The organism is Terriglobia bacterium, from assembly GCA_020073085.1.
Classification (GTDB): Bacteria; Acidobacteriota; Terriglobia; order JAIQFV01; family JAIQFV01; genus JAIQFV01.
This window is the reverse complement of the sequence record JAIQFV010000008.1, coordinates 70,222-95,511: the sequence shown is the minus strand read 5'-3', so window position 1 is coordinate 95,511 and position 25,290 is coordinate 70,222. Positions and strand designations below refer to the sequence as shown.

The following is a 25,290-nucleotide window of genomic DNA, read 5'->3' as shown; positions in this document are numbered from 1 at the left end:
GGAAGGAGCGTTCATCGTTCATGGTTAACTCCAGGGAATTTGAGAACAAGGTCGCGCTCGTCACCGGTGCTTCCAGCGGAATAGGTCGCGCCACAGCGCTGAACTTTGTCAGAAGCGGCGCCCGGGTAGCCATTGTGGCCCGGCGCGAAAAGGAACTCGATGGCCTCATGCAGGAGATTCTCGGCCTCGGAGGCGAGGTGGAAAAGCTGGCGGGTGATGTGACGGACGAGTCCTTTGTCCAACGCGCCGTAGAAACCACCCGGACCCGATGGGGTGGAATCGATGTCCTGGTGAATGCTGCCGGGATTATTGCAACCGCCTCCCTCGATGCAACATCAAACGAACTGTTCGATCGGATGATGGACGTGAATGTGCGTTCGGTTTTCCTGATGATGAAAGCCGCTCTCCCGTCCCTGGTCGAGCGTAAAGGGTGCATCGTCAATATTTCCTCGGTCGCCGGGACACGCGCGTTTCCGAATGTATTCGCTTACGTGGCCAGCAAGGCCGCGGTCAACGCCATGACACAGTGTGCAGCCCTCGACCTGGCGCCCAAAGGGGTCCGGGTCAACGCCGTAAATCCGGGCGTGGTGGTGACGAATCTTCACCGAGCGGGGGGGATGTCGGAAGAGGCCTATGTAAAGTTCCTGGAGCACAGCAAGACCACCCACCCACTGGGTCGCGTCGGCCGGACCGAGGATGTCGCAGAGGCCATCCTCTTCCTGGCGAGCGTTCGCTCCGGGTGGATCACAGGGGAAACACTCGCGGTCGATGGAGGGCGGCACCTCACCTGTGCCCGATAGGCTGGTCAGTCTCGGTTGAGCCTGAGCTTCATGATGTGCTAATTTCGACTCTTGGACGGATCCCCGCGGTGCGCGCGGAATCGTCCCTGGCTTTCAACATCACACTCGATCGATTTCTCATGACAGCTTTCTGCTGGGTCCTGGATTCAGGAGGTGCGGGCCGGGGGGCATGGCAAGGTGGCCTCCTATATGAACTGATGCAGTGGGCGCGCGCCAACGGTTGCTATCCCCGCATCGTGATGGGGGCCTCGGCGGGCGGGTATGCCGCCGCCGATGTGGCCACGGGAACGCATGAAACCGTGATGAAGGGATGGGCGCGCTGGGGCCACGAAGAGATTCCGCCGCGCGCCCGCGAACTGCCGGAATTCCGGTCGCTGGGTGGGTTGTCGCGATTCCGGTCTTTACTTTACCATTCCATCCGGTATGTCATGAGTGCACGGGAGCTCGCGGGGGTATTCGACACACCGGCGGAGCTGTGCACCCGCCTGCTGGTGTTCACCACCCGGGTGAGACGGAGCGATGGCAGGCCCTTTTCTTCCCGCGATTCACTTCATTATTTTCTCAAGTCCTTGACGCGGAAGTTCCCGCAGGCATTGAAGTATCTTCCGGATGACTACATTGAAGATCCGGTGATTTTCGGGTCGCGTCTTCCGCCGTCCCTGTGCAATGAATTCGTCCGGCCCCTCACCCGCGTCAACTACCATAATGTCATTGAAGCCTCTTGCCTGGTGCCCTTTGCGATGGGCGAGCCCATGCGGGCGGAGGAGCTCTTGCCCATCTGGAGGGGATTGGATCCGATCAAACCGAATGCCTGTGCCGGTGAGGCCGCTTGGGAGGAGATGGCGGCTCCCTACCAGTTTTCGGGCGATGCGGGAGCCTCTTTCCTGGACGGGGGCTTTTCCCTGAAGATGCCGTTTCGACTCTTCGAAGAGGACGGGCGCTTCAAGAAGCTATCGGAATCACTCCGATGCGAGAAGACCATCGTGTTCTGCTGTGATCCCCGGGGACACCTCTGGGAGACCTCCATGCGCTTGGCTTCTCTGAACGCCTGGGAGGGAGTGCGCCGCGCGGTGGAGGAACAACGTCTCTACATTCTTTTCCCCGACCATCCTGTTGAGGCCGGTTTTCTGAGTACGGACAATTCCAGAACGATGCGGACATTCAAGCGCGGGAGAGAGCAGGGGCAGAGGGTCCTGTCCGGCGACACGTTCAAGCGCTTTGTCAGCGCGACATGACGGCTTCCGCTCCCAGTTCAGTTTTGGCGAAATGGACGGCGAGACCCTGCGAGGAGGAACTCGCCGTCCCGGATAAGGTAAATGAACCCTTCGACTTGATTCGAAAAGGAGAACCCATGCGCAAGGGAGTTGCAATCCTCTTATTCTTGATCCCGCATCTTTGCAGTGCACAATCTCAATCGCTGTTACCGGAGTCGACGATGCATCTTCTCATGGAGGAGATGAGTGGGGGCGCTGCGAAACGCAACCTCCAGGCCATCACGATCTTCAATCGGGTTCGTGGCTCGCGCGATTTCCATGCCGCCGCCGAGTATGTCCTTGCACGCGCCCGGGAAAACGGCCTCACGGATGCTCATGTCGAGAGATTCCCCGCCGACGGGAAGCGGTTTTATGGTGCCCTCAAGGCCCGCCAGGCGTGGGATGCGGACTCAGCCGATTTGTGGGAGGTTCTCCCGAAGAAGAACTTGAGGCCGCGAGGCGCGCAAACCGCCCCGTTGGAATTTTCCCCTCTCCGACGGATTTGCTCCTGGGAGGATATGCGCGTCTGTTTGGCTGAGGATTCTGAATCGGCCGATGTAACGGCAGAGTTGATTGATGTGGGCAGCGGGACGAATGAAAAGGACTATGAGGGTAAGGAGACCAAAGGGAAAATCGTCCTTATTTCATCCCAGGGAGGCGCGGCGCAGAAGCTGGCTGTGGATCGCTTCGGGGCGGTGGGCATGGTCAGCTATGCCCTCAATCAATTACAGGGCTGGCAGGGCGAGGATGACTCCCTGGTCCGCTGGGGACATCTTGATTCCTATTCTCCCACCCGGACTTTCGCATTTCAGGTTTCACTCCGGCAAGCGCGGGATTTCCAGAGCCGTTTGGCGCAGGGCGAGAAGATCTGGTTGCGTGCCCGGGTCAAGGCAGGTCGGCATGACGGGTTTTATGAGGTCGTAACCGGGACCTTACCGGGATCCGATGAACGGCTCAAGAATGAGGAAATAGTTTTCAGTTGTCATCTTGATCATCACATGCCGGGGGCCAACGACAACGCCAGCGGCTGCGCGGCCATCCTTGAAGTCGCGCGCACGATGCACCGGCTGATCGAGGAGAAAAGCATCCCTCCGCTCAAACGCACCCTGCGTTTCGTGTGGCCCGCAGAAATTGAGGGGACGCAGATTTTCCTCTTCTCGCATCCGGAACTGGCGGCGAAAATGAAAGCGGCGATTCACATGGATATGGTCGGCGGCTCCCAGGAGAAAACGAAGGCGCTTTTCCACGTCACCCGCACCCCCGATTCCATCCCCTCTTTTGTGAACGACGTGGCCCAGGTCTTTGGGGAATATGTCCGCGATCTCAGCGATCAATTCGCCGCGACCGGGGAGCCGCGCTTTGCTGTCCATGCGCCGGACGGGTCCAAGGATGCACTGCATCTGGAGATCTCAGAGTACACCGAAGGAAGTGACCACCAGGTCTATGATGAGGGTTCGTTCCGGATTCCCACAATTTACCTCAACGACTGGCCGGACCGTTACATCCATACCAACGAGGATTCCGTCGACAAGATCGACACGACCAAACTCAAACGCGCTGCCACCGTGGGGGCGGCGAGCGGGTATTTCCTGGCCAACCTGGATTCTACCAACTCCGCAGTAATCACCTCGGAAGTGGTTGTTCACGCCAAGCGGCGGATGGCGGACTCGCAGGCGCGCTTCAGCGAACAGGCGAGCCTGGCCGCCCGGGCATCCCCGCGGGACCCCCTGCGAGAAATGGATAACTTCTTGCGGTATCTGGTGCAACGGGAAAGGGCAAATTTCATTTCCTTAAGAAGCTTCATCGGGGAAGAGCAAGTCGCGAAGTTTGACCTGATCGGTTTTACGCGCGATCTGATCGGCTGGTCGGGAGTGCGAGGCGACGAGGTGGATAGTTTTCTCGGAGAGCTTGAGCCCAAGGAAGATACGGGGGAAGTCCCGACCCGCCTCGACCTCAAGGGGGCCATGTCGTTGTTCGGTTACGATTATTTGGCGGATCATTATGGGGTCGGACCCACGACGAAGCTGAAGATTTTTGCCAACCTCGATGGATTGCCTGAACCGACCAGCCCCCTCCGTCGGGCGTCCTCTTCAGATTACACGTACGAGATTCTTAATCTGGTGGATGGAAAGCGATCAGTCCAGGCCATCCGCGATTTTGTCTCCGCTGAATTTGGTCCTATCCCTCTCGAATGGGTCCGGGAGTATCTGAAAGCCCTGGAGGCGGTGAAGGTGATTCAGTTCTCAAACCAATAATCAAGCTCCAGCATGGGACGATGGGATTGATTCTCAAGAACTGATCGGTCCTCGATGCGAGGATCAAGTCCCTTTAATGAGATCGAAGCTCAGAGCGCCGTCTCTCTTTCCTAAACGACCCCAGGAGGGGCTTTATTCTGCCGGAGTGACTGCCGGGGGACCGGCACACTTCCAGATGCCCAGAAAAAAAATTGTATTCGCCGGTAGCACTTTTGACACCCTTGATAGTATGATTCGGCGTTCCGCCATGACTGGGCGTTGGACTCAGTTGAAGGTCGCAGGTCTCCGGACCGCAAGCCCGGATGTGGGGAGGCTGGGGAAACCCAAGAGGGACGAGCAGCCCGCTGAATACGCCTCGATTCGAAGACCAGAGGGATAGACAGGGCGGGGGTTCGATCCGCCGCGAATTTGCGCTCCTCTTACCGACGCATCGATGTCGTCCTCAGGTGAGATCAATCCTGGAAGAGCCCTCGGGAGGAATGGACAGCATGATCGAGACTTTCAGTTTTGAGAGGCAGGATTGGGCTGAAACATCGCCGGGAATTCGTCAAAAGGGTTTTGAATCCGATGGACACCGGTTCCGCCTGGTTGAATATGCCGTGGATGCAAGACATGAGGAGTGGTGTGCGAGGGGACACCTCGGATACGTCCTCGAAGGGACCATCGAATTTGAAATGCCCGACCAGAAGATCCTGGTGAAGACGGGTGAGGCCTTTCACGTGGCGGAAGGCACTCCCCACCGGGCGCGAAACGCAGCAGCCATACCATCACGCTTCTTCCTTGCAGACTAGATCCAGCCCCTCGACCCGTTGCCGATCGGCGGAGACGAACGGATTGGGTAGAGCGGATCCTCCTGGGCCCGCCGCTGCGGGGGCAAGACTCGTGGTGTTCGATTCGAGAGAGATCTTTGTCGGCCCCGCTGCGGGGAGGGAGAGCTGCCTGGCAATCCACGAGCCTTCGACCCTGCAGCGTGGGAAGGGGAGAGAACCCTGCAGCTTGTCCCGTCCTGAATGGAAGACGCCTCCTTTCGAAGCCGCTTCGTATGAATTCTAAGGTTTTGATCCGCCCCTGCCAGGCCAAAGACCTTCGGGCCGTGTGGAAGGTCTTTTTGACCTCTTTCCAAGATATGGTTCGAAGGGTTCACGGCGCCCCGCAGAGTCTGCGGGGCATGCGGACGGTTCCGCCTTATCTTCAACATGTTCTCACGACAGACGCACCCGGCTTCTGGGTGGCCGAGTCAAACGGGGAAATCATTGGATTTGCGTGCTCCATTGTGCGCGGATCAATCTGGTTCTTGTGCGACTTCTGGATTCTCCCCAGGTTCCAGAATCGCGGTATTGGGAAGCGGTTGCTGGAACGATCACTCCAGAGCGACAGAACCTATCGGATCACCTCCACCTACAGTTCTCTTTATCCTGCCGCGATGCGAAGTTACATCCTGCTCGGCATGACACCGCGATTCCCGATCTATACACTTGTCTGTCGCTCCAAGGATCTCAATCCGGGATGGGAGGCGGAACGCGGGTTCAAGGTGCGTGGGCTGGATCCCACGGGATCGCCCGGTGCAGTTCAAGAGGCTGTTCATGAGATGAGCTCCATTGACCGGGTCGCACGCGGAAGTGGGCGGGACGAAGACCATGATCTATTCATCAAACGCAGCGGGAGCCGCTGCTGGCTTGCAACGAAGAGGGGACGAACCATCGGATATTTCTATATTTCCCCCAAGGGTCAGGTCGGTCCACTGGCAGTGAAGGAAACCCAACACATGCTGCCCGTCCTCCATCGGGCGATCGAGTCGGCTGTGCTTTTGCATCCCCAACTCACCCTCCAGGTCCCCAGCCCGAATGTGAGATCGATTCGTGATCTGATCCGCGCCGGATTCCGAATTGATTCCCACGCCATCTTTATGAGTTCGAGGGAATTCGGGAAGATGAAAAACTACATCATCTCCGGCCCGGCCTTGTTCTAGAAAAATTAAAATAAAATCTTTGAGTCTGCGTTAGAATGACAATTTTTGGTTCGCGGCCAAAGAGAGCCATCCCCGCGGGGGTATGGATACCCGCTTCAGCCCGCGGCCGGTCACCTCAATCTGGAGGATTCGATGCGGAAGCCCTGGTGTCTGCCGTTTGTCCTTGTGGTCGTGATGCTTCCAGCCGAGGGGTTTTTGCTCGCCAACTCCAATCACCCTCCCACCCCAGCTGAATTTGTTGATCTGCGCGAGGTCAGCGATCCTCAGATCTCTCCTGACGGGAAGCAAATCGCCTTTGTCGTGACCGAACCTGCGGATCCGGCACAACCGGACAAACCGCGCGATTCAGACGTCTGGATGGTGGCGTCCGACGGGAAGACCCCCCCGCGCAAGTATGCTTTCAGCGACAAGAGCGAAACTGCGCCGCGATGGTCTCCCGACGGCAGGTGGCTCGCGTTTCTTTCAGACCGCGGAGGATCGACAATTAAGGTAAAGGACCAGGATGCGGAACCTCCGATGACACAACTCTGGATCATGCCGGCGGATGGAGGCGAAGGGCGGCAGATCACTGATCTAAAGGGCGGCGTCTCGGCATTCTCCTGGTCCAAGGATGGAAAAACCATCGCCCTTCTCTCGAATGACGGGCCGACGCCCGAAGAAGAGGCGCGCAAGAAGAAACACGATGATCGAATGTACATGGATCACGAATGGAAATTTGCACGCCTTTACTTCTGCGATCCTGTGTCGCATGAGACAAGGCTGATTACCAAACAGGACTTCAATGTGATTGACGTGGAGTGGTCGTTTGATGGTCGGGAACTGGCTCTCCTCATCTCCTCGACCACGGACCGCGACGATATGTATTGGCACTCCAAATTGGTGACCATTAACCGGCAGGGGGAAATTATTCGGACGCTCAGCGAGCGCGCGGGAGGTGGCAATTGGGGATATTCTCCCGACGGCAAGTGGGTCGCTTTTCAAGAACGTACTCCCACCGAGATCACCGCCTCCCTTTCGATAGTCCCTGCTTCCGGCGGGGAAGTGAGGCGCCTCGACAGCGATTATAAGGGCACTGTTTTTTGGGCCCGCTGGGCGCCGGACTCCAAGTACTTGATCGTGGAATCGATCGAGGGCGCCCATTCCATGATCTCCGGCCTGGATACCACCAACGGCCGAACCAAGAAGATGTTTGACGTTCAAATTGAGGCTGGCCGGGACCACGGCTTTTCGATGGATCGTGATGCCAGCACCATCACGTTTCTTCACCAGAAGGCGGATGCGCCCACCGACGTATGGATCATCGACGAGGACAAGCAGAAAGAACAGCAACTGACCCACATGAATCCGCAGGTGGAGCAATGGCGCCTGGGGAGCCTCGAAGAGATTTCCTGGAAAAGCAAGAAGGACGAAAAGACGATTTATGGAGTTCTGATCAAACCGCCGGACTATGATTCCAACAAGCTGTATCCCACCATTGCCGAAATTCATGGCGGTCCCGAGTGGGCTTGGTGGATGGGCTGGCATGGAAGCTGGCATGAATGGGGGCAACTCCTGGCCTCGCACGGCTATGTTGTCTTGTTGCCCAATCCCCGCGGAAGCGTTGGGCAAGGGACGCCTTTCGCCGAGGCAAATCGAGACGACTGGGGCGGCGGAGATTTTGTGGATATCATGAGCGGGGTCGATGAGTTGATTGAAAAGAAGATCGCCGATCCAAACCGCTTGGGGATTGGGGGATGGAGTTACGGCGGTTTTATGTCGTCCTGGGCCGTTACCCAGACGGATCGATTCAAAGCCGCCGTCGTGGGTGCGGGTGTGACCAACCTCTTCAGCTTTAATGGGACCACCGACATCACCCCCTCATTCCTGAAGTCTTATTTTCTTGACCTGCCGTTCAATCGGCGGGATGCCTATGAAAAGCACTCGGCGATGTCATTTGTAAAGAATGTGAAAACGCCGACCCTTGTCGTTCATGGAGGCGGGGATCAGCGGGTCCCCCTGGGACAGGGTCAGGAGTTCTATCATGCCTTGAAGCAATTGGGTGTTAAGACCGAAATGGTGGTCTATCCCAGGGAACCTCACGCTTTTGGCGAACGGGCCCACCAGTTGGATTTGCTCACCCGCGTGGTGGCCTGGTTTGACGCGTATCTGAAGTAGGGGCGTCCGCCTCGGCGGTTCCGCCACGGCGGACGCCCCTACGACTCGATTGATGGCGATGGATTTCATCGCGGGCATCCGCCGGGGCGGGCTCTGGGCCTCAGCGGTGTTACAAATGGCGTTGAATTTCATTTGGAGACGATTTCATTCCCGTGAATCCTGAAGATACAAAGAAAGCCATCTACTCTCTCACATACGGCGTCTATGTGATTACCTCGAAACGAGGGGTGGAGGTAAGCGCCATGACCGCCGTTTGGGTCACTCAGGTCTCCAAGGAGCCCATGGAGGTGGTGTTGGGGTTGACCCCCGAGAGCTGTACAACTCAAATGCTGCTCGAGAGCAGGATCTTTGCCATCAACGTCCTCGCGAAGGAACAGCAGGAGTTGGCGTACGCTTTGGGGCGGGCCACTTCGAGCGAGACCGACAAGTTGATCGGGGTTCCCACCATGACTGCAGTCACCGGTGTCCCTATCCTGTGTGATTCTATTGCGTATCTGGACTGCAGGGTCGTATCGGAGACGAAGGCGGGATCACACTATGTCATCGTTGGGGAGGTCGTCGGAGGATCGGTTCTTCATGACGACGTTCCTGCCGTTTACCGGAACGGAAAGATTTTCTAATTGGATGTCACAAAGAGGCATACGCCGCAGCGGCGTTAAGCCGCGGCAGTACTGCTGAGATATCATCATGAAGATCTCCAAGAGCGACTTTGTGGCCAGCGTGGATTTGGGTGGGACGAACCTACGAGTCGCGGCAGTGGATTGCGCGGGAGCAATCCTCGGCGAGAGGCGTATTCCAACGCAGGTGGAGCGCGGCCGCGATGATGTCATCGAGCGGATGTGCGATTTGATCCTGGACCTCAGTTCCGATCTCCGGAAGAAAAGGCGACGCCTGGCAGGGGTCGGGGTGGGCGTGCCGGGGCTGGTTTACTATCATCGGGAGTTGCACGAGTCTCCCAATTTTCCCGGCAAGGGATATTTCCCGGTCAAAGCCAGAATGGAGAAGCTCCTGCCGGTGGAGGTCGTCGTAGACAATGACGCCAATGTGGCGGCGCTGGGCGAGGTATGGAAGGGAGCGGCGCGAGGTGTCAGGAATGCGAGTCTGCTGACGCTGGGCACTGGGGTCGGCTGTGGCATTGTGCTGGAAGGGAAGATCTGGAGCGGTACCCGGGGCACCGCGGCCGAGACCGGGCACATGATTGTTGACCCCCATGGCGACCTCTGCAATTGCGGCTCCTATGGTTGCGCGGAAACCTATGCCTCGGCCACCTGGGTGGTCCGGCGCGCCCGTGCCGCTGCGGATCGCGGAGACTCCGCGCTTCTCAAGAAGCTTTTCAGGGAGAATGACAAAGCTACCTCCGCCGATATTTCGCAGTTGGCCAGGAAGGGTGACCCCGCAGCCCGGAGAATATTCCAACTCGTCGGTTGGGCCCTGGGAATTGTCATTGCCAATTTGACAAACGTCCTTGATCTCGAAAAGTATATTATCGGCGGTGGAGTTGCAAAGGCCTGGGGAGTGTTTGCGCCGTTCATGATGAAGGAGGTCTTTGCCCGGTCTTACGTCTATCGTGCCGAAAGAATGCCCATCGTCCGGTCGCGCCTCATCGACAAGGCAGGTTTACTCGGCGCAGCGCGGATGGTGTGGCAGCGGCTTGAACGAAAGGATTAAACCAATCGTTGGTGGAGGGCATCTAAAGGTCTTCTTGTCATCCGATGTTGCTCAAGTTTGGTGACCCTTTCGTAAACCAAAGAAAATCAAGGAGAGTTATGAGGCTTTCACTCAAGAAGTGGTTGGCTGTTTCCTTATTATGTGTTGCGATGATTGGACTTCCGCACTCGCTCTGGGGCGCCTCCAAGCGATCGCAGACTTCACCCGGGCAATTACGCGAAGGGGGATTCATTGACGGGACTTATCCGGGAAACTGGAATGATGTTCCTCGCATTTCGCAGAACTTCGAATTTCGCCGCGCGGGACCGCAATTTTCATTGAAGCGGAATACGCTGAACGCGGACCAGGGGAATATCGCGGTCATCGAGGACGACGGAACCATTGTTTTTCCCGCGAATCCGTTCGATCTGGATAACAGTAATATCCGATTTACACCGAGCGGCTCGGGCTATTTGGTGAGTAAGATCCCACAGAATTTTGATACGGCCGCGGGTTCGATATTGGTACCGGGGACCGTCCAGCCATCCCCAGGACAGCCGCCTGGACCCAACCTGTCGGATGACGACGCCACGCAGGTTGCCTTCTCAGGAGGTTTCACCTTTAATTTCTTTGGCCAAACCTACACCAGTGTGTTTGTTGGCTCGGACGGCCATTTGACTTTTGGTTCCGGTGATTCCACAAGCGACGATCGTGACCTCGTCCGTTTCCTGGGGCGCCAGCCCCGCATCGGGCCCCTTTTTGCCGACCTCGAACCGGGCTGCGGGACGGGAGATATTCGCAGCCTTCAACGGAGCGATCGGTTCATCGTCATTTGGAATGATATTCCAAATTTCAGCGATACCTGCTCAAACGTCAACCGGGACCACAATACCTTTGAAGTCGTTTTGTTTGCGAATGGATCCATTGAGTTCTCGTACAACGGAATGGGCACCTCGGAAGGCATCGTGGGGATTGCGCCGGGAAGCAACCAGGGAAAACCTCCCTCCGTGGTGGATTACACGACCTTGACCGCTCCCACGTCGGAGTTTGGGGTCGTTTTCGAATTCTTCTCGACTTCCACGCAGGTTTCAAGGACGGCTCTCGCACAGAAGTTTTATCAGAGCCACGGCGACGATTACGATTTCATCGCATTCCTTACTAACTTTGGTTTCAATTTGGGAGGGAACGCATTTGCGTTTGAAGAGAATGTCAGCAACGAGGCCACCGGCTTGGGGGTTCTCCCGGTGTTCCAGCCGGACCCGGCCTGGGGTACACAGGGACGCCTGCGGAGTTTTCTAACCCTGGGGCCGCTTACCCAATATCCCAGTGATCCCAACCAGATCTTCCTGGGGACTAACAGTACGGTGGAGGTGATTGGGCAGGAATTCGGACACCGCTGGATGTCTTTCGTTGACATTCCGGGAGCCATCTGCGATCCGACGACAACCCCCCAGACCTTTGCGAACACAATCCTGGGGCGCGATTGCGCCCACTGGAGTTTCTTCTTCAATTCGGATGGGTCGGTCATGGAAGGGAACGATATCCTTGACAATGGCAACGGGACCTTCACAACCCAAAACGATGCCACGTCGAAATACAGCGATCTGGATCAATATCTCATGGGTCTTAAAGACCAGTCGGAGGTCTCCCCCACCTTTGTGGTGTTTAATCCGACAGGATCCGGTCGAACCAATGGATCCGCGCCTGCGGTGGGCGTGACGTTTGGCGGGACAAAACATACCGTCACGGTCAATGACATTATCACCGCAAATGTGACGCTTCCTGATGGCACCGTCCAACAGAATGGCCTCCGGACTCCTACCCCGGCCACGTCGCCCAAGGCCTTCCGGCAAGCGTGGATCTTATTAGTTCAGAGAAACACGACGCCTTCCGCGGCGGACCTCGCTCGGATCGATACGATCCGCCAAGCCTGGCAGTCATTTTTCTCAACCGCGACCAAAGGGCGGGGCACCGTAGATACCACCTTGGTTTCTAATGTTTTCAGCGCCCAATTGCCCGCGAGTGGCGGCGTTTCGAAAATCTCTTCCGGACAGGGACAGTTCGCCTCGGTCACCTACGGCCAATTGACGAGTCCTGCCGGCCCTCCACCCGTCGGGCTGGCAATTTTTGCGCAGAGGCAGAACGGAGCCCTTGTTACTGAAGCGGGCGTGCCCGCGGTGGCCGCCACGACCTCATCGAGGGTGTTCGTGGACTTCGATGCGGCGAATGGCAGGGATAGCGGTGTCGCACTGGTGAATCCGGGCGCTACTGCATTGACTGTCAATTTGACGCTGAGAGATCAAAATGGCGTTTCCAGCTCTTGTCCGGCGGTAACAGTTCCACCCCTGGGAAAGATTGCGCAATTTGCCAGTCAGTTTAGTTGTTCAGCGTTGGGCAGTTCATTTCTGGGAACCTTGACATTCACGGCCGCAGCTCCTTTTGCCGCAGTCAACTTACGGTCTGCCCCCAACGACCATCCCCCTGAATCGATTTTCAGTGCTTTGCCTGTGGTTGATCCCACGGTCACGCCTGTTGGCTCAAGCCTGATCTTCTCTCAAATCCTGGATGGAAACGGGAATCCAACTCAGATCCTGCTGATGAATACCTCCGGATCAACCATCGCCGGAACCATATCGCTTTTCAGGGATGCTGGAACTCCTATCTTGCTGGATTTCGGCAGCGGACCTGTAAGTTCCTTATCCTATTCGATAAGCCCCAATGGCATGCAAAAGTTTTCGACGACCGGGCAGGGAGGGCTAAAGGTCGCCTATGCCGTGGTGACGCCTACATCCGGGCAGCTTCCTGCGGGGGCTGTGATCTTTGCAGGAAAAGGCGCTACCGGGCAGTCGTCACAGGCTGGAGTCTTAAACGCAATTCCGACGACCAATGCCCGCGTCTACATCGAGCGGTCTTCGGTGCCTCTGGACCGGGATACGGGAATTGCGCTGGTCAACCGAAATGCTTCAACGGCCAACATAACCCTCCACCTCGTCAGCCTGGACGGCTCGTTTGACCAGACGACAGGCATCAATGTTGATCCGAACATCCACCTCGCGGCGTTCATTGGACAACTTTTCTCGCAGGTCTCGATTCCATCAGAATTTAAAGGAGTCTTGACTATTCAAAGCAACCAGCCGCTCGCTTTGGTGACGTTGCGTCTGACGCACAATGAGCGCGGAGAAGAAATCTACTCAACTCTGCCGGTGGCTGATCTGAACAATCCGCCGGTGGGGCCGCTCTTTATTCCGCAGGTGGTCGACGGAGGAGGTTTCACGACCCAAATTATTCTGATCAACACATCGAATGGGGGAGAAACGGTGGGTATTACCTTCATCAGCCCGAGCGGGAGCACCGTGGTCGTACCGTTTTCTTAGGCCGCGAAGCGAAAAACTGGGAGGGGGGAATCACGGTTCGTAGACTTCGATGATTTTTGTTGAAGCGTGCGGCCCCTTGGGCTTGGTCGTAAACTCTGAGCGCACGATGAGGATTACCTCTTCATCCCCCTCCAACCGGTTCCGGATGGGTTCGCCCTCTTCCACTTCGTGGCGGAAGTCGCCGTAGTCATATTTCATCTCGGAATGTTTGGCGATATCGATCTCCGTCGCCTTTCCTTTCCGCACGATGATCAGACGCTCCTGTTTTTGCGTCTGCTCGGTAATCCCTTCGTAGTGGAACTCAGAAATGGCTCTTTGACCATCGAGCGCCGACCTGGGGTAGAAAATCATTTCATAATCGCAAAACCCCGCAATCATTTTCTCCAACTGTTGCTCCACTTTTTTATCCATGGACGACTCCGTCAATGCTTTTCGAGGCTCTGGGTGAACGTCACCTCGTCTGCCCATCGGCGCCAATGCCGACAGCGCCCTTGCGGCACTTGTTTGGAGCGCCGAGACTATAGCGTAAAATGGTTTGCGCGGCAATGATTCATCAGGGACTGATGTTCGGCAGGACCTCATAAAGATTAGGACGGGCACCTACTCTGGGCAGGGGGCCGGTTGCATTTGGTCAAAGGGTGGGTTCCAAGGAGATATCAGGCAATTCATGTCAAATCCTGAACAAGATGAAGATCGTCCCCGGATACCCCAAAAGATTGGCTGTCGAGTATGCATGTCGACCGCCAAGCTCGCCGAACAGTTTGGCGAGGCAGCCTCGATCGATTCTGCGGGGAAGATGACTCTTGGGACTTCGAGTTATGCGATTTACCGGTGTGCTGAAGGTCACACCACGCACGCTGCCTTCGATACCGCTGATGGCAGCCTCCGAATTTATGAACCGGAGGACAATCCGCCTCAATCCTGAAGCCGCCCTCGGAGATCGATGCTCCGGAGTTTTTGTATCGTTCCGAGAGATGACCTTGGAGCAAATAGAAGGGCATCCACCCCGGGGGACTATGTGCCCCCAGGACTCCCTTCTTGTTTCCGATCGCTGACAACTGAGAACTGACAACCGACAACTATTTATCCCCCGGCACCTCACACCCGGCACTCGACACCCGCCCCCTGGTCTGTCTCACAACCCATTCGCCCAGGGCAGGAATCCGGGTCTGCAGGCGAGAAAACACCGGAGCGATGCCTCCGATGGAAAGGGCTTTGCGGATTGTTCTGGCAAAAATGAACCTTCGTCTGAATTCTGATCGGTAGGCCCGGTCGTAATTTTTCATTGCACTTTCATTAGAGACGCAACCCCGCATCAAATCGTCGACGCAGCGGGAAGCCAGAGAGGCGGAGCGAACGGCTGTTGAGATCCCGTCACCGCTGAACGGGTCGAGAAATCCTGCCGCATCCCCCACCATAAATATGTCACGGAGAATTCTCTCCCGCGATTGCAGGATGACAGGGCTTGTGACGAGAAACTCTGAAGAGCGCCTCATGGCGCGGATACGATGATCGAGATGAGGGTTTTGTGCGCCCGCTGCTTCAATCAAGGCCTCCCAGTTTCTGGCGTACCGGGTTGCAAATTCCTCCTCAATAAGGGCGCACAGATTGATCTCGCCACTTTCAATGCGATTCAAGCCGCAATATCCCGGTTGGAAAAAGTACAATTCAACAGCATCTTCCAGATTGGCCTCACCCCGAAAATGAGCCTTGATCCCAATAAACCGCTTTAACCGCTTCCTCTCATGCAGGGCCTGTTGTGGCTGGCGGGGGACATTGGACCATCGGCCGGTCGCGGCGATCACCGTTCTCGCCTTGAGAATCATGGGAGTGCTGCTCTGGGCCCCGACTTGCACATCAAATCCTCGTTCGAGACTTCCTTCGACCGCGTGGACGGGAGAGTTCTCATGGCATTCCGCTCCCTGGGCCTTTGCATGCTCAAAGAGAACCTGATCAAGTACATAACGGCTAAGCCCCCATCCTGATTCCGGCAAGTCGATCCGGACTTGATGATCCGTGGAAAGGGTCACCTTCACCCTGTGGACTGGGGCAGGGTTCTTCTTCCGAAGGGCAGGGAGGACGCCGAGTCTTGCAAAGTCAGCAATTCCCTCGGGCGAAATAAACTCACCGCAAAGCTTGTCGCGGGGGAATGCCTGTCTTTCCAGCAGGGCCACGTGCCAACCCCGAGAGGCCAGGGCAATCGCTGCCGCACTGCCCGCAGGGCCTGCTCCCACAACAATGGTATCAAACGAAGTTTTCATCCCTGGGGTTCCTTAGGAATCGGTGTTCATTCACAAACGTGCTCGCGGGGACGGCCCCGCAGGTGTTCCTTTCTCGCGGCGGGGACCGTCATTTGGGTATCACCATCGCCAAACGGTACGGAAAACGACGAGTCACGGAAATGTTCGCGAGCCCCGCGTCCTGGGCCAGGGATTTCATTTCGCCGGCGGTAAAGCCCTGGCGCAGGGAAGCAAAGCCATCGAATTGTGTGATACGGCTCTGAGCAAAAAGAGGCTGGGTCAGTTTCAGAAAGAAATAGGGGACCCAGTGGCGCTGAAGATCGTTGATGATCACGGCCACCCTGGCCAGCGAGAGCAGGGTCTTCAGAAATTGTGCGACGTCAGCATCCGCGACGTGATGCAGGAACAAGGAGGTGTTCACAAAATCAAAACTGGAGGGGGCAAACGGCAAGCGCTCGATGTCGGCTCGGACCAACCGGATTCCCGGAAACGGCCGAATACTTTCCTGGGCAAAAGCGAGGTGCCGTGAACTGATATCCAGTCCCACCACGCGACAAGGCAGGTGAATTTGCTGTGCCCACCGGGCGACCGCCACCGGCAGGTCGGCGCCTCCCGTGGCGACATCCAGAAGCGACAAATGCTCCAGGGAGAGACTCCGCACCAGTCGCCGCATCGGAATCAGGCTGACGCGGTGACCGCCCAGATATCGATTAATCCGCCGGAGATCACGGAGGCTGGCGGCAATCTCCTCAGGTGAGCCCGCCCCGGAATCAAGAAGCTCCTCCCCGCGGATTCGTTCAGGTCGCCAGAATGACATAAGTGAGCCTTTGGGGAATCTAACCTGGAAAAGGACAGACACCGTACTCTTGTCCTGCTCGAAATTTATGAGAGTAATGTGTCTGTCCCGAATCTTCTAATTGTTTCCGTTCACCCGCTTCAAAACGACCGCTGAATTCTTGGAACCGAATGCGATGCAGTTGCAGAGGGCCACGTCGAGCTCCTTTTGCCGCCCGATATCAGGGATATAGTCGAGATCGCATTCAGAATCGGGGTCTTCCAGGTTGATGGTCGGAGGCAGGACGTGGTCGCGCATGGCCAGCAACGATGCCGCCACTCCGGCCGCCCCGCAGGCACCCTGGGGGTGTCCGATCATGGATTTTAGCGAAGATCCGGGCAACGTCGAGGCCTTGGGGCCGAAGCATAGCTTGACCGCGCGGGTTTCAATGCGGTCATTGAGCAACGTGGAGGTTCCATGCAGGTTGATGTAATCGACCTCCTGGGTCGAGATATGGGCGTCTTTCAGCGCGAGGCCCATGGCACGGGCGGGCTCTTCGCCACTCTCATCCATGCGGACCCGATGGTAGGCGTCGCAGGTGGAGCCGTAACCGGCCACTTCGCCATAAATCCGCGCGCCGCGCGAAAGTGCCACTTGAAGTTCCTCGAGGACAAACATCCACGCTCCTTCTCCCAACACAAAACCGTCGCGGCTTTGAGAGAACGGACGCGAGCCGCGCTGCGGCTCATGGTTCCAGGAGGAAGTGAGAATGCGCATGAGGCAGAAGGCCCCCATAATCAGCGGGGCAATAGGCGCATCGGCCCCGCCGACAAGAAACCGATCGATCATTCCCGATCGAATCATGAGCGCGGCGTGGCCAAGGGCATCGGTGGAGGAGGTGCATCCGGTCGAAACGACATGGCTCAGACCGCGAAGGCCGAAGCGCATGGAGATTTCACTCGCCAGCGTGCCGATGGTGGAAGAGGGAATCGTATACACAGAGACCCGTTTGGATTGACCGGTATAATAGAGCCGGTACATCTCCTCCGTAAATTCCACCGACCCTCCCCCCGTGCCAAGCATCACGCCGATCTGTTGCTTCTCTTCCTTGGTCATGGAATCGACATTCAAATCCGCATCGCGGAGGGCCTCGTCGGAGGCCGCCAGCGCCATGGGCACCACGCGTGACACATGAGGGCGGTCCTTGTACTTGATGAAGCCGTCTCCGTCAAGATTCTTCACTTCCCCGGCAATGCGGGCCGAGAGGTGGGACGAATCAAAAAGCGAAATCGTATCCACGCCGCTGATACCCTTCCGGGTGTTTTCCCAAAAGGCCTCGCGGCCCATCCCATTGGGACTCACCGCCCCGATCCCGGTAATGACAACGCGTCTGACCACTGGAACTCCTGTCTGGAATTAGCGCTTAACCGTCAATAGAGCCGGAGACAACGGGCGCTTCTCAAATCTCTCGATCTTCCGGCGAACCGGCGACGGAACCCTTTTCGATTGATCCCTGGAGTAATCATAGATCACCTGGATGGTCGAGCCCGTTGCCACGACCCGGCGGGGGCGCCGTGCCTTCGCCTCATACTCCATGACAAAACTGGAATTCCGGATCCCGGTGACCGCCACATAAATATCCAGCCATTCAGCATATTGGGCAGGCTGGAGATAGTTGCATTCGGCACGCACCACGATAAAGTCAATATCGCTCAACCGAGCCAATGAAAACAACGACATCCAATACTCACAACGGGCCATTTCAAAATACGAAAAGTAGACTGCATGGTTGACATGGCCCTTGACATCGACATCACGAAACCGGACCTGCAAGGAGGTATGAAAATGAAACCGTCGTCCGGGTTGCCTGCGCGGAACACTCATCCGTGATGGATTCCCTTCTGGATCGTTGTTTTTAAAGACGAAACAATATCACATCGGGACACGGCCCGATATGATTTTTCCATGGGTTGCCGTAGTAACGACTTCAGTCGTTAAGATGGGGTGCCGGGAGAAACTACGCCTCTTGAAGTTCTTCAACAATCTGTCGTGCAGCTTTCTTGGCGCTTTCAAGATCGCAGGTAGGGAAGGAGATCGCGGCAACCTGCGCATGACCCCCGCCGCCATATCGTTCACAGATCTCGGCAAGGTTATGCGTACGCCTCGACTGGTTCCAGGGGTTCGATCCGACCGAAACCTTGGCCCGCATGGGAGTCGAGAGCACACTGACGGTATACACGCCCTCCGGGTGGAGAAAATAGGGGATGAACTTGTTGTACCCTTCCACGTCCGTATCGCTGAGATCGAAGAACACGACCGCCTTCTCGGAGACTGCCCGCTGGCCGATCAATTGGATCGCTCGCTCATGCTGTGCCCAGAGCAATTGGAACCTTTCGCCGGAGCAATGCTCAGCCGCCAGATCCGCCAGCGGGCGGACCGCCAGCTCGCGGATAATCTGCTGCAGGAGCTCCGGTTCGCGGTTGGACTCGATCAGCAACGTCAGTTTCATCGCCGGCTCCTTCATTTCCACGGCCGTGCGGGCATCCGGATACTGGGCGCCGTCAATGAGATCCGCCCAGTAAATCAACTCCGAAAGCCCGTTCACCTTGAAATCGAACTTTTCCGCCAGCGTGGTCGCGATGAACTTGGTGCAGGATTTGAAGTCGGGGTTCACAAACTTCTTGCCGCTATGGTCCTGACGGAAATGATCCTCATCCTCCTTGGTGAGAAAGGCGCTCTTGTGGTGGTCGAACCACCAGGTGAGGCGAGGCGAAGGAGAGTACTTGAAATCCACGATGACGTTCTCATCGCCGTCAAAAAGGCATTCATTGAACTGCTTCTCTGACTTGTGGGTCAGCCCCGTGTAACAGATCTCCGCCCCGGGATTGACCATCTCCGTGTAAAAACGGCCAAACAACGCCGCCGAAGAGGCGCCATCAAAGCAGTTGTCGTGATGCAGGATTCTCAGTTTCATAAGCGGGCGGTAGTAACGACTTCAGTCGTTCAAGAGTCGTAACGACTCCAGTCGTTCAAGAGTCGTAACGACTCCAATCGTTCATGTGTCGTACCGACTTCAGTCGTTCAAGGGTCGTACCGACTCCAATCGTTCATGTGTCGCACCGACTCCAATCGTTCATGTGTCGCACCGACTCCAGTCGTTCAAGGGTAGTAACGACTTCAGTCGTTCAACCTTTTGTCTTGACTGCTCCTTTCCAACTTCACGCAGTCTTCATCCCCCGTCCTGTTCACGGCTTCTCAAAGAAGTCCGGATTGTTTTGGACAAACTCTTCATGCGTGCGTTCGAATTCCTTCTTCAGTTCTTCAGAAATGTTTTCCGCTTCAACCGGCGTCCGGACCGCCGGGCTCTCCGCACCAGGGGGAGTTTTTGGCGGAGTCACTCCCGGGAGTTTTTCGAGCGGCCTTGCCACCGCCCCCACGACGAGGGGGGCGCTCTTTTTAAAGAACCGAGTCAGGAATTCCCGGCGGTTCCCGGGCTTCGAATCTTTATGGGTCTGGTCGTTATCACGCATGGCTTAGGGTTGCAAAAAAGAGGCGGATTATACCATGACCTGCCAGGATTCGGAAACCCTTCGTGGCGGATCTAAGGGCAATCCTGATACGTATTCCAGTTCTGACCTCGTCTCCCTGTCCTCCTTGCGATCCGGGCAGGCTTTGAGCGAATTGCGCAATCGCCCGCAAATTCCTATCGCGGACTCGCCGCTTTTCTTCCCACGGCCAAAGGGGTGCCATCATCGGCGAAGAACTTGAGGGTCGTGTCTAAGGGACGGGCGGTGCCTAGCAGAATGAACTGTGTGCGGTATCCTCCCCCGTCCGCAATCTGCGGAAACACCACAGGGGCGGGTGCAGGCTGGCTGAAGTCGGCCACAGGAAAGGTAGTGATCAGGAAATCACCCCGGCCATTCTTCAGGGACCGCAAGGTCAGCGCGACGAACGGAGAGGGGGCTGAGATATCCAGAATCCCTGTGAAGCCGTCCGGCAGCGATCGAATCAACTCATTGGCAAAGCTGGCGCCGTGTCCATTTCCGGTGAGGTCGAGAAACCCACTGCCCGCCGGGGTTCCGCCATCCGTTTGGAAGGCATTCAAGGTCAAGTGAAGTGGACGTCCGTCAGGTGCCGCAATCGCGATCCCGGTGTTGTGGCCGCCGGAGAGGTCGACATAGATCCGCGCGTGGGTGGTCGCAGTAGCGGAGGGAATCCCCGACTCCGTCACCCGGATTCCACCTGTGCTATAGCTGAACACCCCTGCACCGACGGGAGCCAGGCTACCGGCATCCGGCACCACTTGAACCGAACCTGTGTTGACACCGGAGGGCGCACCATCCGTCTGCAGAATGTAGAGGCCTCTTGATGGAATGTTGTAACGGAATTCAGACGCCGGCCCGCCCGGGTCACCCGCGAGATGGACCGCCAGAAGCGTTCCTCGGTTGTCCAAAATTTGAATGGTCCCGCTTTCCCAGGTGCTGGATGTATTCAGAAGAGTGAGAGATGTCTGATATCCGCCACCGTCAGCCAGTTGAGGAAAATAGAGGGGGCCGGCCACGGGAGCCCTTTGGAGATCCGCTATTGGTGTGGTGGTCAATAGAGTTTCCCCACGCTGGTTCCCGACCAGGCGCAAGGCCACGACGGAGAGCGGCTGATCGCTTGTGATCTCGAGTGATCCTAAGCCCGCGAAGTTGGTGAAATCGGATGGCAGGACGAAATCTGGGGCAATCTGTTGGAGTTGATCAATGAACAACGCGTGGTGAGCCCCGGGAGCCAACGTTCCATGCCCGATGGGGGCATGATCCTGTCCCAGGCTATCAAGGAGCCGATAGGAAATGTTGGCCGCGGCCGTTCCCAGATTGACGAACGCAAAACCCGTATTGATGTTAATTGTCCCGTCTTCCGCCCGATCCAGTTTGCTCGCCGCATTGCTCCGATAGTCAATGAAGATCCGGGCCGAAGTAGTGGGCGGGGAAGCCGGCACACCGGCCTCGCTGACTACAATATCATTCTGGCTGACGCTGAATACCGCTGTTCCAAAAGGTTCATCGCCAATAGCGAGGGCAGAGCTCTCGCCATTGTTCTTGGCAGGACTGGTCGTGACGGTGACATAACCGGCCTGCACTGTACTGCTCGTGGCCATAGTACTGGTCGTGTTGCTTCCTCCGGCGGGGACTGGAAGTTGTACCTGGGAAATACCACGCTGGGCTGGGAGTTGACTCACGGTAAAGGCTTGCCCCAGGATGGTGATTGTCCCAGTGCGGGGATTGATGTCGGTATTGGCAGTGACTGAATAGCTCACGGTGCCGTTGCCTGTCCCACTGCTGCCCGAGCTGATGGTAATGAAGCTGGCATTGCTGGAGGCTGACCATCCACAGCCGGTGGGAGCGGTGATGCTGATTGTTCCGGTGCCTCCGGCGGAAGGGAACGACTGCGCTGTTGGAGTGATGGCGGTTGGATTGGAGACGGTAACCGTGGAGGTGCTGGAGTTGTTCGCGGTGTTCGAGTCGGCCTCATTGGAGTTGAGAATGGCGGTGCTCGTCAAGATGCTGCCACTCGGCACAGAGCAGGCGACTTTGACCGTCAAGAACAGGTCCTCCGGTCCAGGGGTTGCCATTGTACTCCGGCTGCACTTCACGGTTCCCGAAGTTCCAACTGAGGGAAGAAAACAGGTCCAGGGTGTCGGAGCTGAGAGCAATTGATAGGTTGTGGAAGTTGGGAGGGGGGACGACACCGTAACGTTTGTGGCTGGGCTGGAAGTCAGATTCGTGACCGAAATCCGATAGGTGAAGTTCGATCCTGCATCCACAGGATTTTGCAGAGCTGTGTTTGTCAGAGACAAATCAACTGTCCCCGCGGTTACGGATTGAACCAAGGTCGAAGAGCGACTTTCAGTGAAGTTGGTGTCTCCAAAATAACTTGCTTCGAGACGGTGCTCACCCGCGATCAAACTCGAGGTCGTTAACGAGGCGGAGCCGTTAGTGACAGAAACTTCGCCCATTTTGGTTCCGGCATCCCAGAAGACTACCTTGCCCGTGGGGCTCCCTGATGAAGGGGGATTCACCGAGACGGTTGCCGTGAGTGTCACCATCTGTCCCAATAACGAAGGATTCAAGGAGGTGGCTAAAGTCGTCGTAGTCTGGGCGGGTTGAATTCCCAGGATGAAAGAGAAGCCTTTGGAGCAACCTTGAGAATCAGTCGCCGTTACTGTCAAGTTGAACTGCCCCGCTATGTTTGGCACACCGGACAAGGTGCCCGAAGGAGAAAGAGTGATTCCACCAGGCAAGGGACCGAAGCTGAGGATGAAGGTATAGGGCGGCACTCCCCCGCTCGCAGTCAGGGATGAACTGTACGGGGCGCCCACCACGGGCTGGGATGGCGAGCTGGAACTGATGGAGATGTTCGAGCAACCCGGAGTTGAGCACGTATTAATCAGGATCGAGACACTATCTGATCCTTGATTTGCCGTAACGAGGTCAATCTTCCCGTCCCTATTGAAATCCCCTGCGGCAATGCCTCGGGGGTTAGCACCCACGACATAATTTACAGCCGGTTGGAAAGTTCCATTCCCATTCCCCAGAAGCAGGGAAATGCTTCCAGGATTTGTGTTAGGCGAGTCCACATTCGCCACCGCCAGGTCACTCTTCCCGTCACCGTTGAGATCAGCCACAACAATCGAATAGGGGTTATAGCCGGTCGCATACCTAAGCGGGGCTTGGAACGTCCCATTCCCATTGCCGCGGAAAACCGAGAGGCCGCCGGAGAACGGACCCGCCATGGCCAGATCCATTTTCCCATCCTGATCAAAATCCCCGGCAGTAAGAAAGACAGGCACCATGCCTGAGGCGGTCACCAGGGGCGGTTGAAATGTTCCATCGCCGTTTCCAAACAGGACCGAGATGCGCTGATCATAATAGTCGCTCCCCACCACCAGGTCTAGTTTGCCGTCTCCATTAAAATCGCCGGCCGTAACACTCTGGACAAGTCCAACCGTGTAGTAGATGAGCGGTTGAAAACTTCCATCGCCATTACCCAGGAGAACCGTCACGTAGGAAGTTCCCACGACCGCCAGGTCGGAATTCCCATCGGCATTAAAATCTGCAATGACTAACGCCTTCGGATTGTAACTGGCCACGTCCTTGCCGACCGCAGGTTGAAAAGAACCATCGCCATTACCCAGCAGGATCCACACCTTGTTTGTATTAATATCTGCAACGGCCACGTCGGTCCGTCCATCGTTGTTGAAGTCCGCCGTGGAAATGAATCGCGGTTGAGTTCCTGCCGGATAACGGACCGGAGGAAGGAACGAACCGTCTCCGGTTCCAAGGAGGATGGAAACATCGCCCTGGGTCCCTGTTTGGGTGGCGGCATCGGCCACTGCCAGATCAGGTTTGCCATCCCCGTTGAAATCCGCCACCGCCACTGAAGATGGGACTCTCCCCACACTGTAATTTACCAACCCACGAAACGTCCCATCCCCATTTCCAACCAGCAGCGACAGGCTCGGTCCGGCAAGCAAATCGACCTTTCCGTCTCTATTGAAATCTGCTTGGACGAGGAATTTCACACCGCGTCCGGCGCCATAGTTTTGTGCCGCATTCAATGTCCCATCTCCTCGACCCAGCCATATTGAAACGTCTCCCGATCCGTCGTTTGCTGCGGCCACATCCGGGTTACCGTCCCCGTTGAAATCACCGACAAGCACACCATACGTATAAAGCCCTGCTGCATAACTGACGGGATTTTGGAAACTCCCATCTCCATTTCCCAAGAGAATCGAAATTCCGTTTCCTGGATACATGCTTCCGACGACAATGTCGACTTTACCGTCGCGATTAAAGTCCCCCGCAGCGACTGAATATGCATTGCCCGAATTGTATGTTTTCGATCGCTGGAAGGTGCCGTCCCCATTTCCTAACATCACCAATAAACTGGTGTCGGGGAGGTTGGTCATAAGAGCCAGGTCGAGCTTACCATCCCCGTTGAAATCTCCAACCGCGAGGGAGAGAGGTTGGACGGTGGTATCGATCAGATTGCCAGGACCAAAGGTGCCATTCCCGTTACCCAGGAGGACAATGACCCCGCGTGTGGAGTAGTCACTAAGTACTGCCAAGTCCATTCGTCCATCATTATTGAAGTCGTTTATGTAGAGTGCCCGAACATTCTGCTGACCCCCCGTCTTCAAGCTGGGCGCGGAGCGAAAGGTCCCGTCCCCATTTCCGAGCCAGATGTAGATGTCATCGGAGTTGCTGCTGGCGGCAGCCAGATCGGGAAAGCCGTCTCCATTGAAGTCTCCTGTTGCAAGCGAATCGGGATGGGTTCCGGCTGTGTAGGTGTTCGATGGTCTAAATGTATTGTCCCCGTTCCCCAACACTATCGATATTCTGGAGCTATCAACGGATGCCAGATCCGGGATTCCATCCTTGTTAAAATCCTCCACAGCAATCAACCAAGGGTTCGAGAGAACCCCTAGGGATGGGGCCACCAAGAAGTTGGGGGAACTACACCCTTGGGCGGCGTTGGACTGTCCAATAGATCCCAGAAGAGTAACCAGCAAGACCAGCATGGAACCTGAAATGGAAATGGACCTGTGGGATTGGACACCTCTTCGATATGAATAAGGCATGGATGATCTCCCTTGGGAGAAATGATGAATTCCCTCGATCCCGGATTCGCGCAGGTTATTTTACAGTGAAAGTTTTCACACTCTCTGCTGTAGTCCCTAGAGGCGGACGATCAGCGGGAGGTAAATTTCCCTCAGAGACAATAGAATTCGCCGATAGGGGGGGGCTTGTCATAACCTGGCCGACCGGCCAAGCT

The 25,290-nt window shown here is 56.5% G+C and carries 18 protein-coding genes; 10 read left to right on the top strand and 8 right to left on the bottom strand.

Translation table 11 applies throughout. The annotated features are described in order from the left end of the window. The first annotated feature begins 20 nt into the window (after nt 1-20). The 9 genes from LAO21_09860 (at nt 21) to LAO21_09820 (ending at nt 13,452) form a co-directional block, all read left to right on the top strand. On the top strand, nt 21-800 hold the full coding sequence (locus LAO21_09860; protein MBZ5553014.1) for a glucose 1-dehydrogenase: 780 nt from the start codon (nt 21-23) through the stop codon (nt 798-800). 119 nt (nt 801-919) lie between these two features. Continuing rightward, a complete protein-coding gene (locus LAO21_09855) occupies nt 920-2,035 on the top strand; it encodes a patatin-like phospholipase family protein (protein ID MBZ5553013.1) in 1,116 nt (371 codons plus the stop codon). A gap of 200 nt (nt 2,036-2,235) precedes the next feature. After that, the gene (locus tag LAO21_09850) at nt 2,236-4,308 is read left to right on the top strand and encodes a M28 family peptidase (protein MBZ5553012.1); all 2,073 of its coding nucleotides are present in this window, start codon (nt 2,236-2,238) and stop codon (nt 4,306-4,308) included. Between the two features lie 488 nt (nt 4,309-4,796). Then, on the top strand, nt 4,797-5,099 hold the full coding sequence (locus LAO21_09845) for a cupin domain-containing protein (GenBank protein MBZ5553011.1): 303 nt from the start codon (nt 4,797-4,799) through the stop codon (nt 5,097-5,099). Nucleotides 5,100-5,434: 335 nt separating this feature from the next. After that, the gene (locus LAO21_09840) at nt 5,435-6,277 is read left to right on the top strand and encodes a GNAT family N-acetyltransferase (protein ID MBZ5553010.1); all 843 of its coding nucleotides are present in this window, start codon (nt 5,435-5,437) and stop codon (nt 6,275-6,277) included. A 132-nt stretch (nt 6,278-6,409) separates the two neighbouring features. Continuing rightward, the gene (locus LAO21_09835) at nt 6,410-8,431 is read left to right on the top strand and encodes a S9 family peptidase (protein MBZ5553009.1); all 2,022 of its coding nucleotides are present in this window, start codon (nt 6,410-6,412) and stop codon (nt 8,429-8,431) included. Between the two features lie 152 nt (nt 8,432-8,583). Then, entirely contained in the window at nt 8,584-9,051 is a 468-nt protein-coding gene (locus tag LAO21_09830) for a flavin reductase family protein (GenBank protein ID MBZ5553008.1), read from the top strand. A gap of 67 nt (nt 9,052-9,118) precedes the next feature. Beyond that, the gene (locus tag LAO21_09825; protein ID MBZ5553007.1) at nt 9,119-10,099 is read left to right on the top strand and encodes an ROK family protein; all 981 of its coding nucleotides are present in this window, start codon (nt 9,119-9,121) and stop codon (nt 10,097-10,099) included. 98 nt (nt 10,100-10,197) lie between these two features. Next, on the top strand, nt 10,198-13,452 hold the full coding sequence (locus LAO21_09820; protein ID MBZ5553006.1) for a hypothetical protein: 3,255 nt from the start codon (nt 10,198-10,200) through the stop codon (nt 13,450-13,452). A gap of 30 nt (nt 13,453-13,482) precedes the next feature. On the opposite strand, the gene LAO21_09815 is transcribed toward LAO21_09820, so the two are convergent. Continuing rightward, on the bottom strand, nt 13,483-13,863 hold the full coding sequence (locus tag LAO21_09815) for a hypothetical protein (protein MBZ5553005.1): 381 nt from the start codon (nt 13,861-13,863) through the stop codon (nt 13,483-13,485). A gap of 256 nt (nt 13,864-14,119) precedes the next feature. Between LAO21_09815 and LAO21_09810 the strand changes: the two genes are divergently transcribed. Then, nucleotides 14,120-14,377 (top strand): hypothetical protein, encoded by a 258-nt coding sequence (locus LAO21_09810; GenBank protein ID MBZ5553004.1) that lies wholly within the window; start codon nt 14,120-14,122, stop codon nt 14,375-14,377. Between the two features lie 154 nt (nt 14,378-14,531). On the opposite strand, the gene LAO21_09805 is transcribed toward LAO21_09810, so the two are convergent. The 7 genes from LAO21_09805 to LAO21_09775 form a co-directional block, all read right to left on the bottom strand. Further along, nucleotides 14,532-15,713 (bottom strand): NAD(P)/FAD-dependent oxidoreductase, encoded by a 1,182-nt coding sequence (locus LAO21_09805; protein MBZ5553003.1) that lies wholly within the window; start codon nt 15,711-15,713, stop codon nt 14,532-14,534. A gap of 88 nt (nt 15,714-15,801) precedes the next feature. Further along, nucleotides 15,802-16,509 carry a methyltransferase domain-containing protein gene (locus tag LAO21_09800; GenBank protein MBZ5553002.1) on the bottom strand — a complete coding sequence of 236 codons (708 nt, stop codon included), beginning with the start codon at nt 16,507-16,509 and terminating at the stop codon, nt 15,802-15,804. Nucleotides 16,510-16,605: 96 nt separating this feature from the next. Beyond that, entirely contained in the window at nt 16,606-17,865 is a 1,260-nt protein-coding gene (locus tag LAO21_09795) for a beta-ketoacyl-[acyl-carrier-protein] synthase family protein (protein ID MBZ5553001.1), read from the bottom strand. Between the two features lie 18 nt (nt 17,866-17,883). Continuing rightward, on the bottom strand, nt 17,884-18,351 hold the full coding sequence (locus tag LAO21_09790; protein ID MBZ5553000.1) for an acyl-CoA thioesterase: 468 nt from the start codon (nt 18,349-18,351) through the stop codon (nt 17,884-17,886). Between the two features lie 133 nt (nt 18,352-18,484). After that, nucleotides 18,485-19,441 carry a phosphoesterase gene (locus tag LAO21_09785; GenBank protein ID MBZ5552999.1) on the bottom strand — a complete coding sequence of 319 codons (957 nt, stop codon included), beginning with the start codon at nt 19,439-19,441 and terminating at the stop codon, nt 18,485-18,487. 271 nt (nt 19,442-19,712) lie between these two features. Next, complete coding sequence (locus tag LAO21_09780; protein MBZ5552998.1) at nt 19,713-19,997, bottom strand: hypothetical protein; 285 nt, start codon at nt 19,995-19,997, stop codon at nt 19,713-19,715. A 173-nt stretch (nt 19,998-20,170) separates the two neighbouring features. Beyond that, nucleotides 20,171-25,096, bottom strand: a complete 4,926-nt coding sequence (locus LAO21_09775) for an FG-GAP-like repeat-containing protein (protein ID MBZ5552997.1) — start codon at nt 25,094-25,096, stop codon at nt 20,171-20,173. Nucleotides 25,097-25,290: the final 194 nt, after the last annotated feature.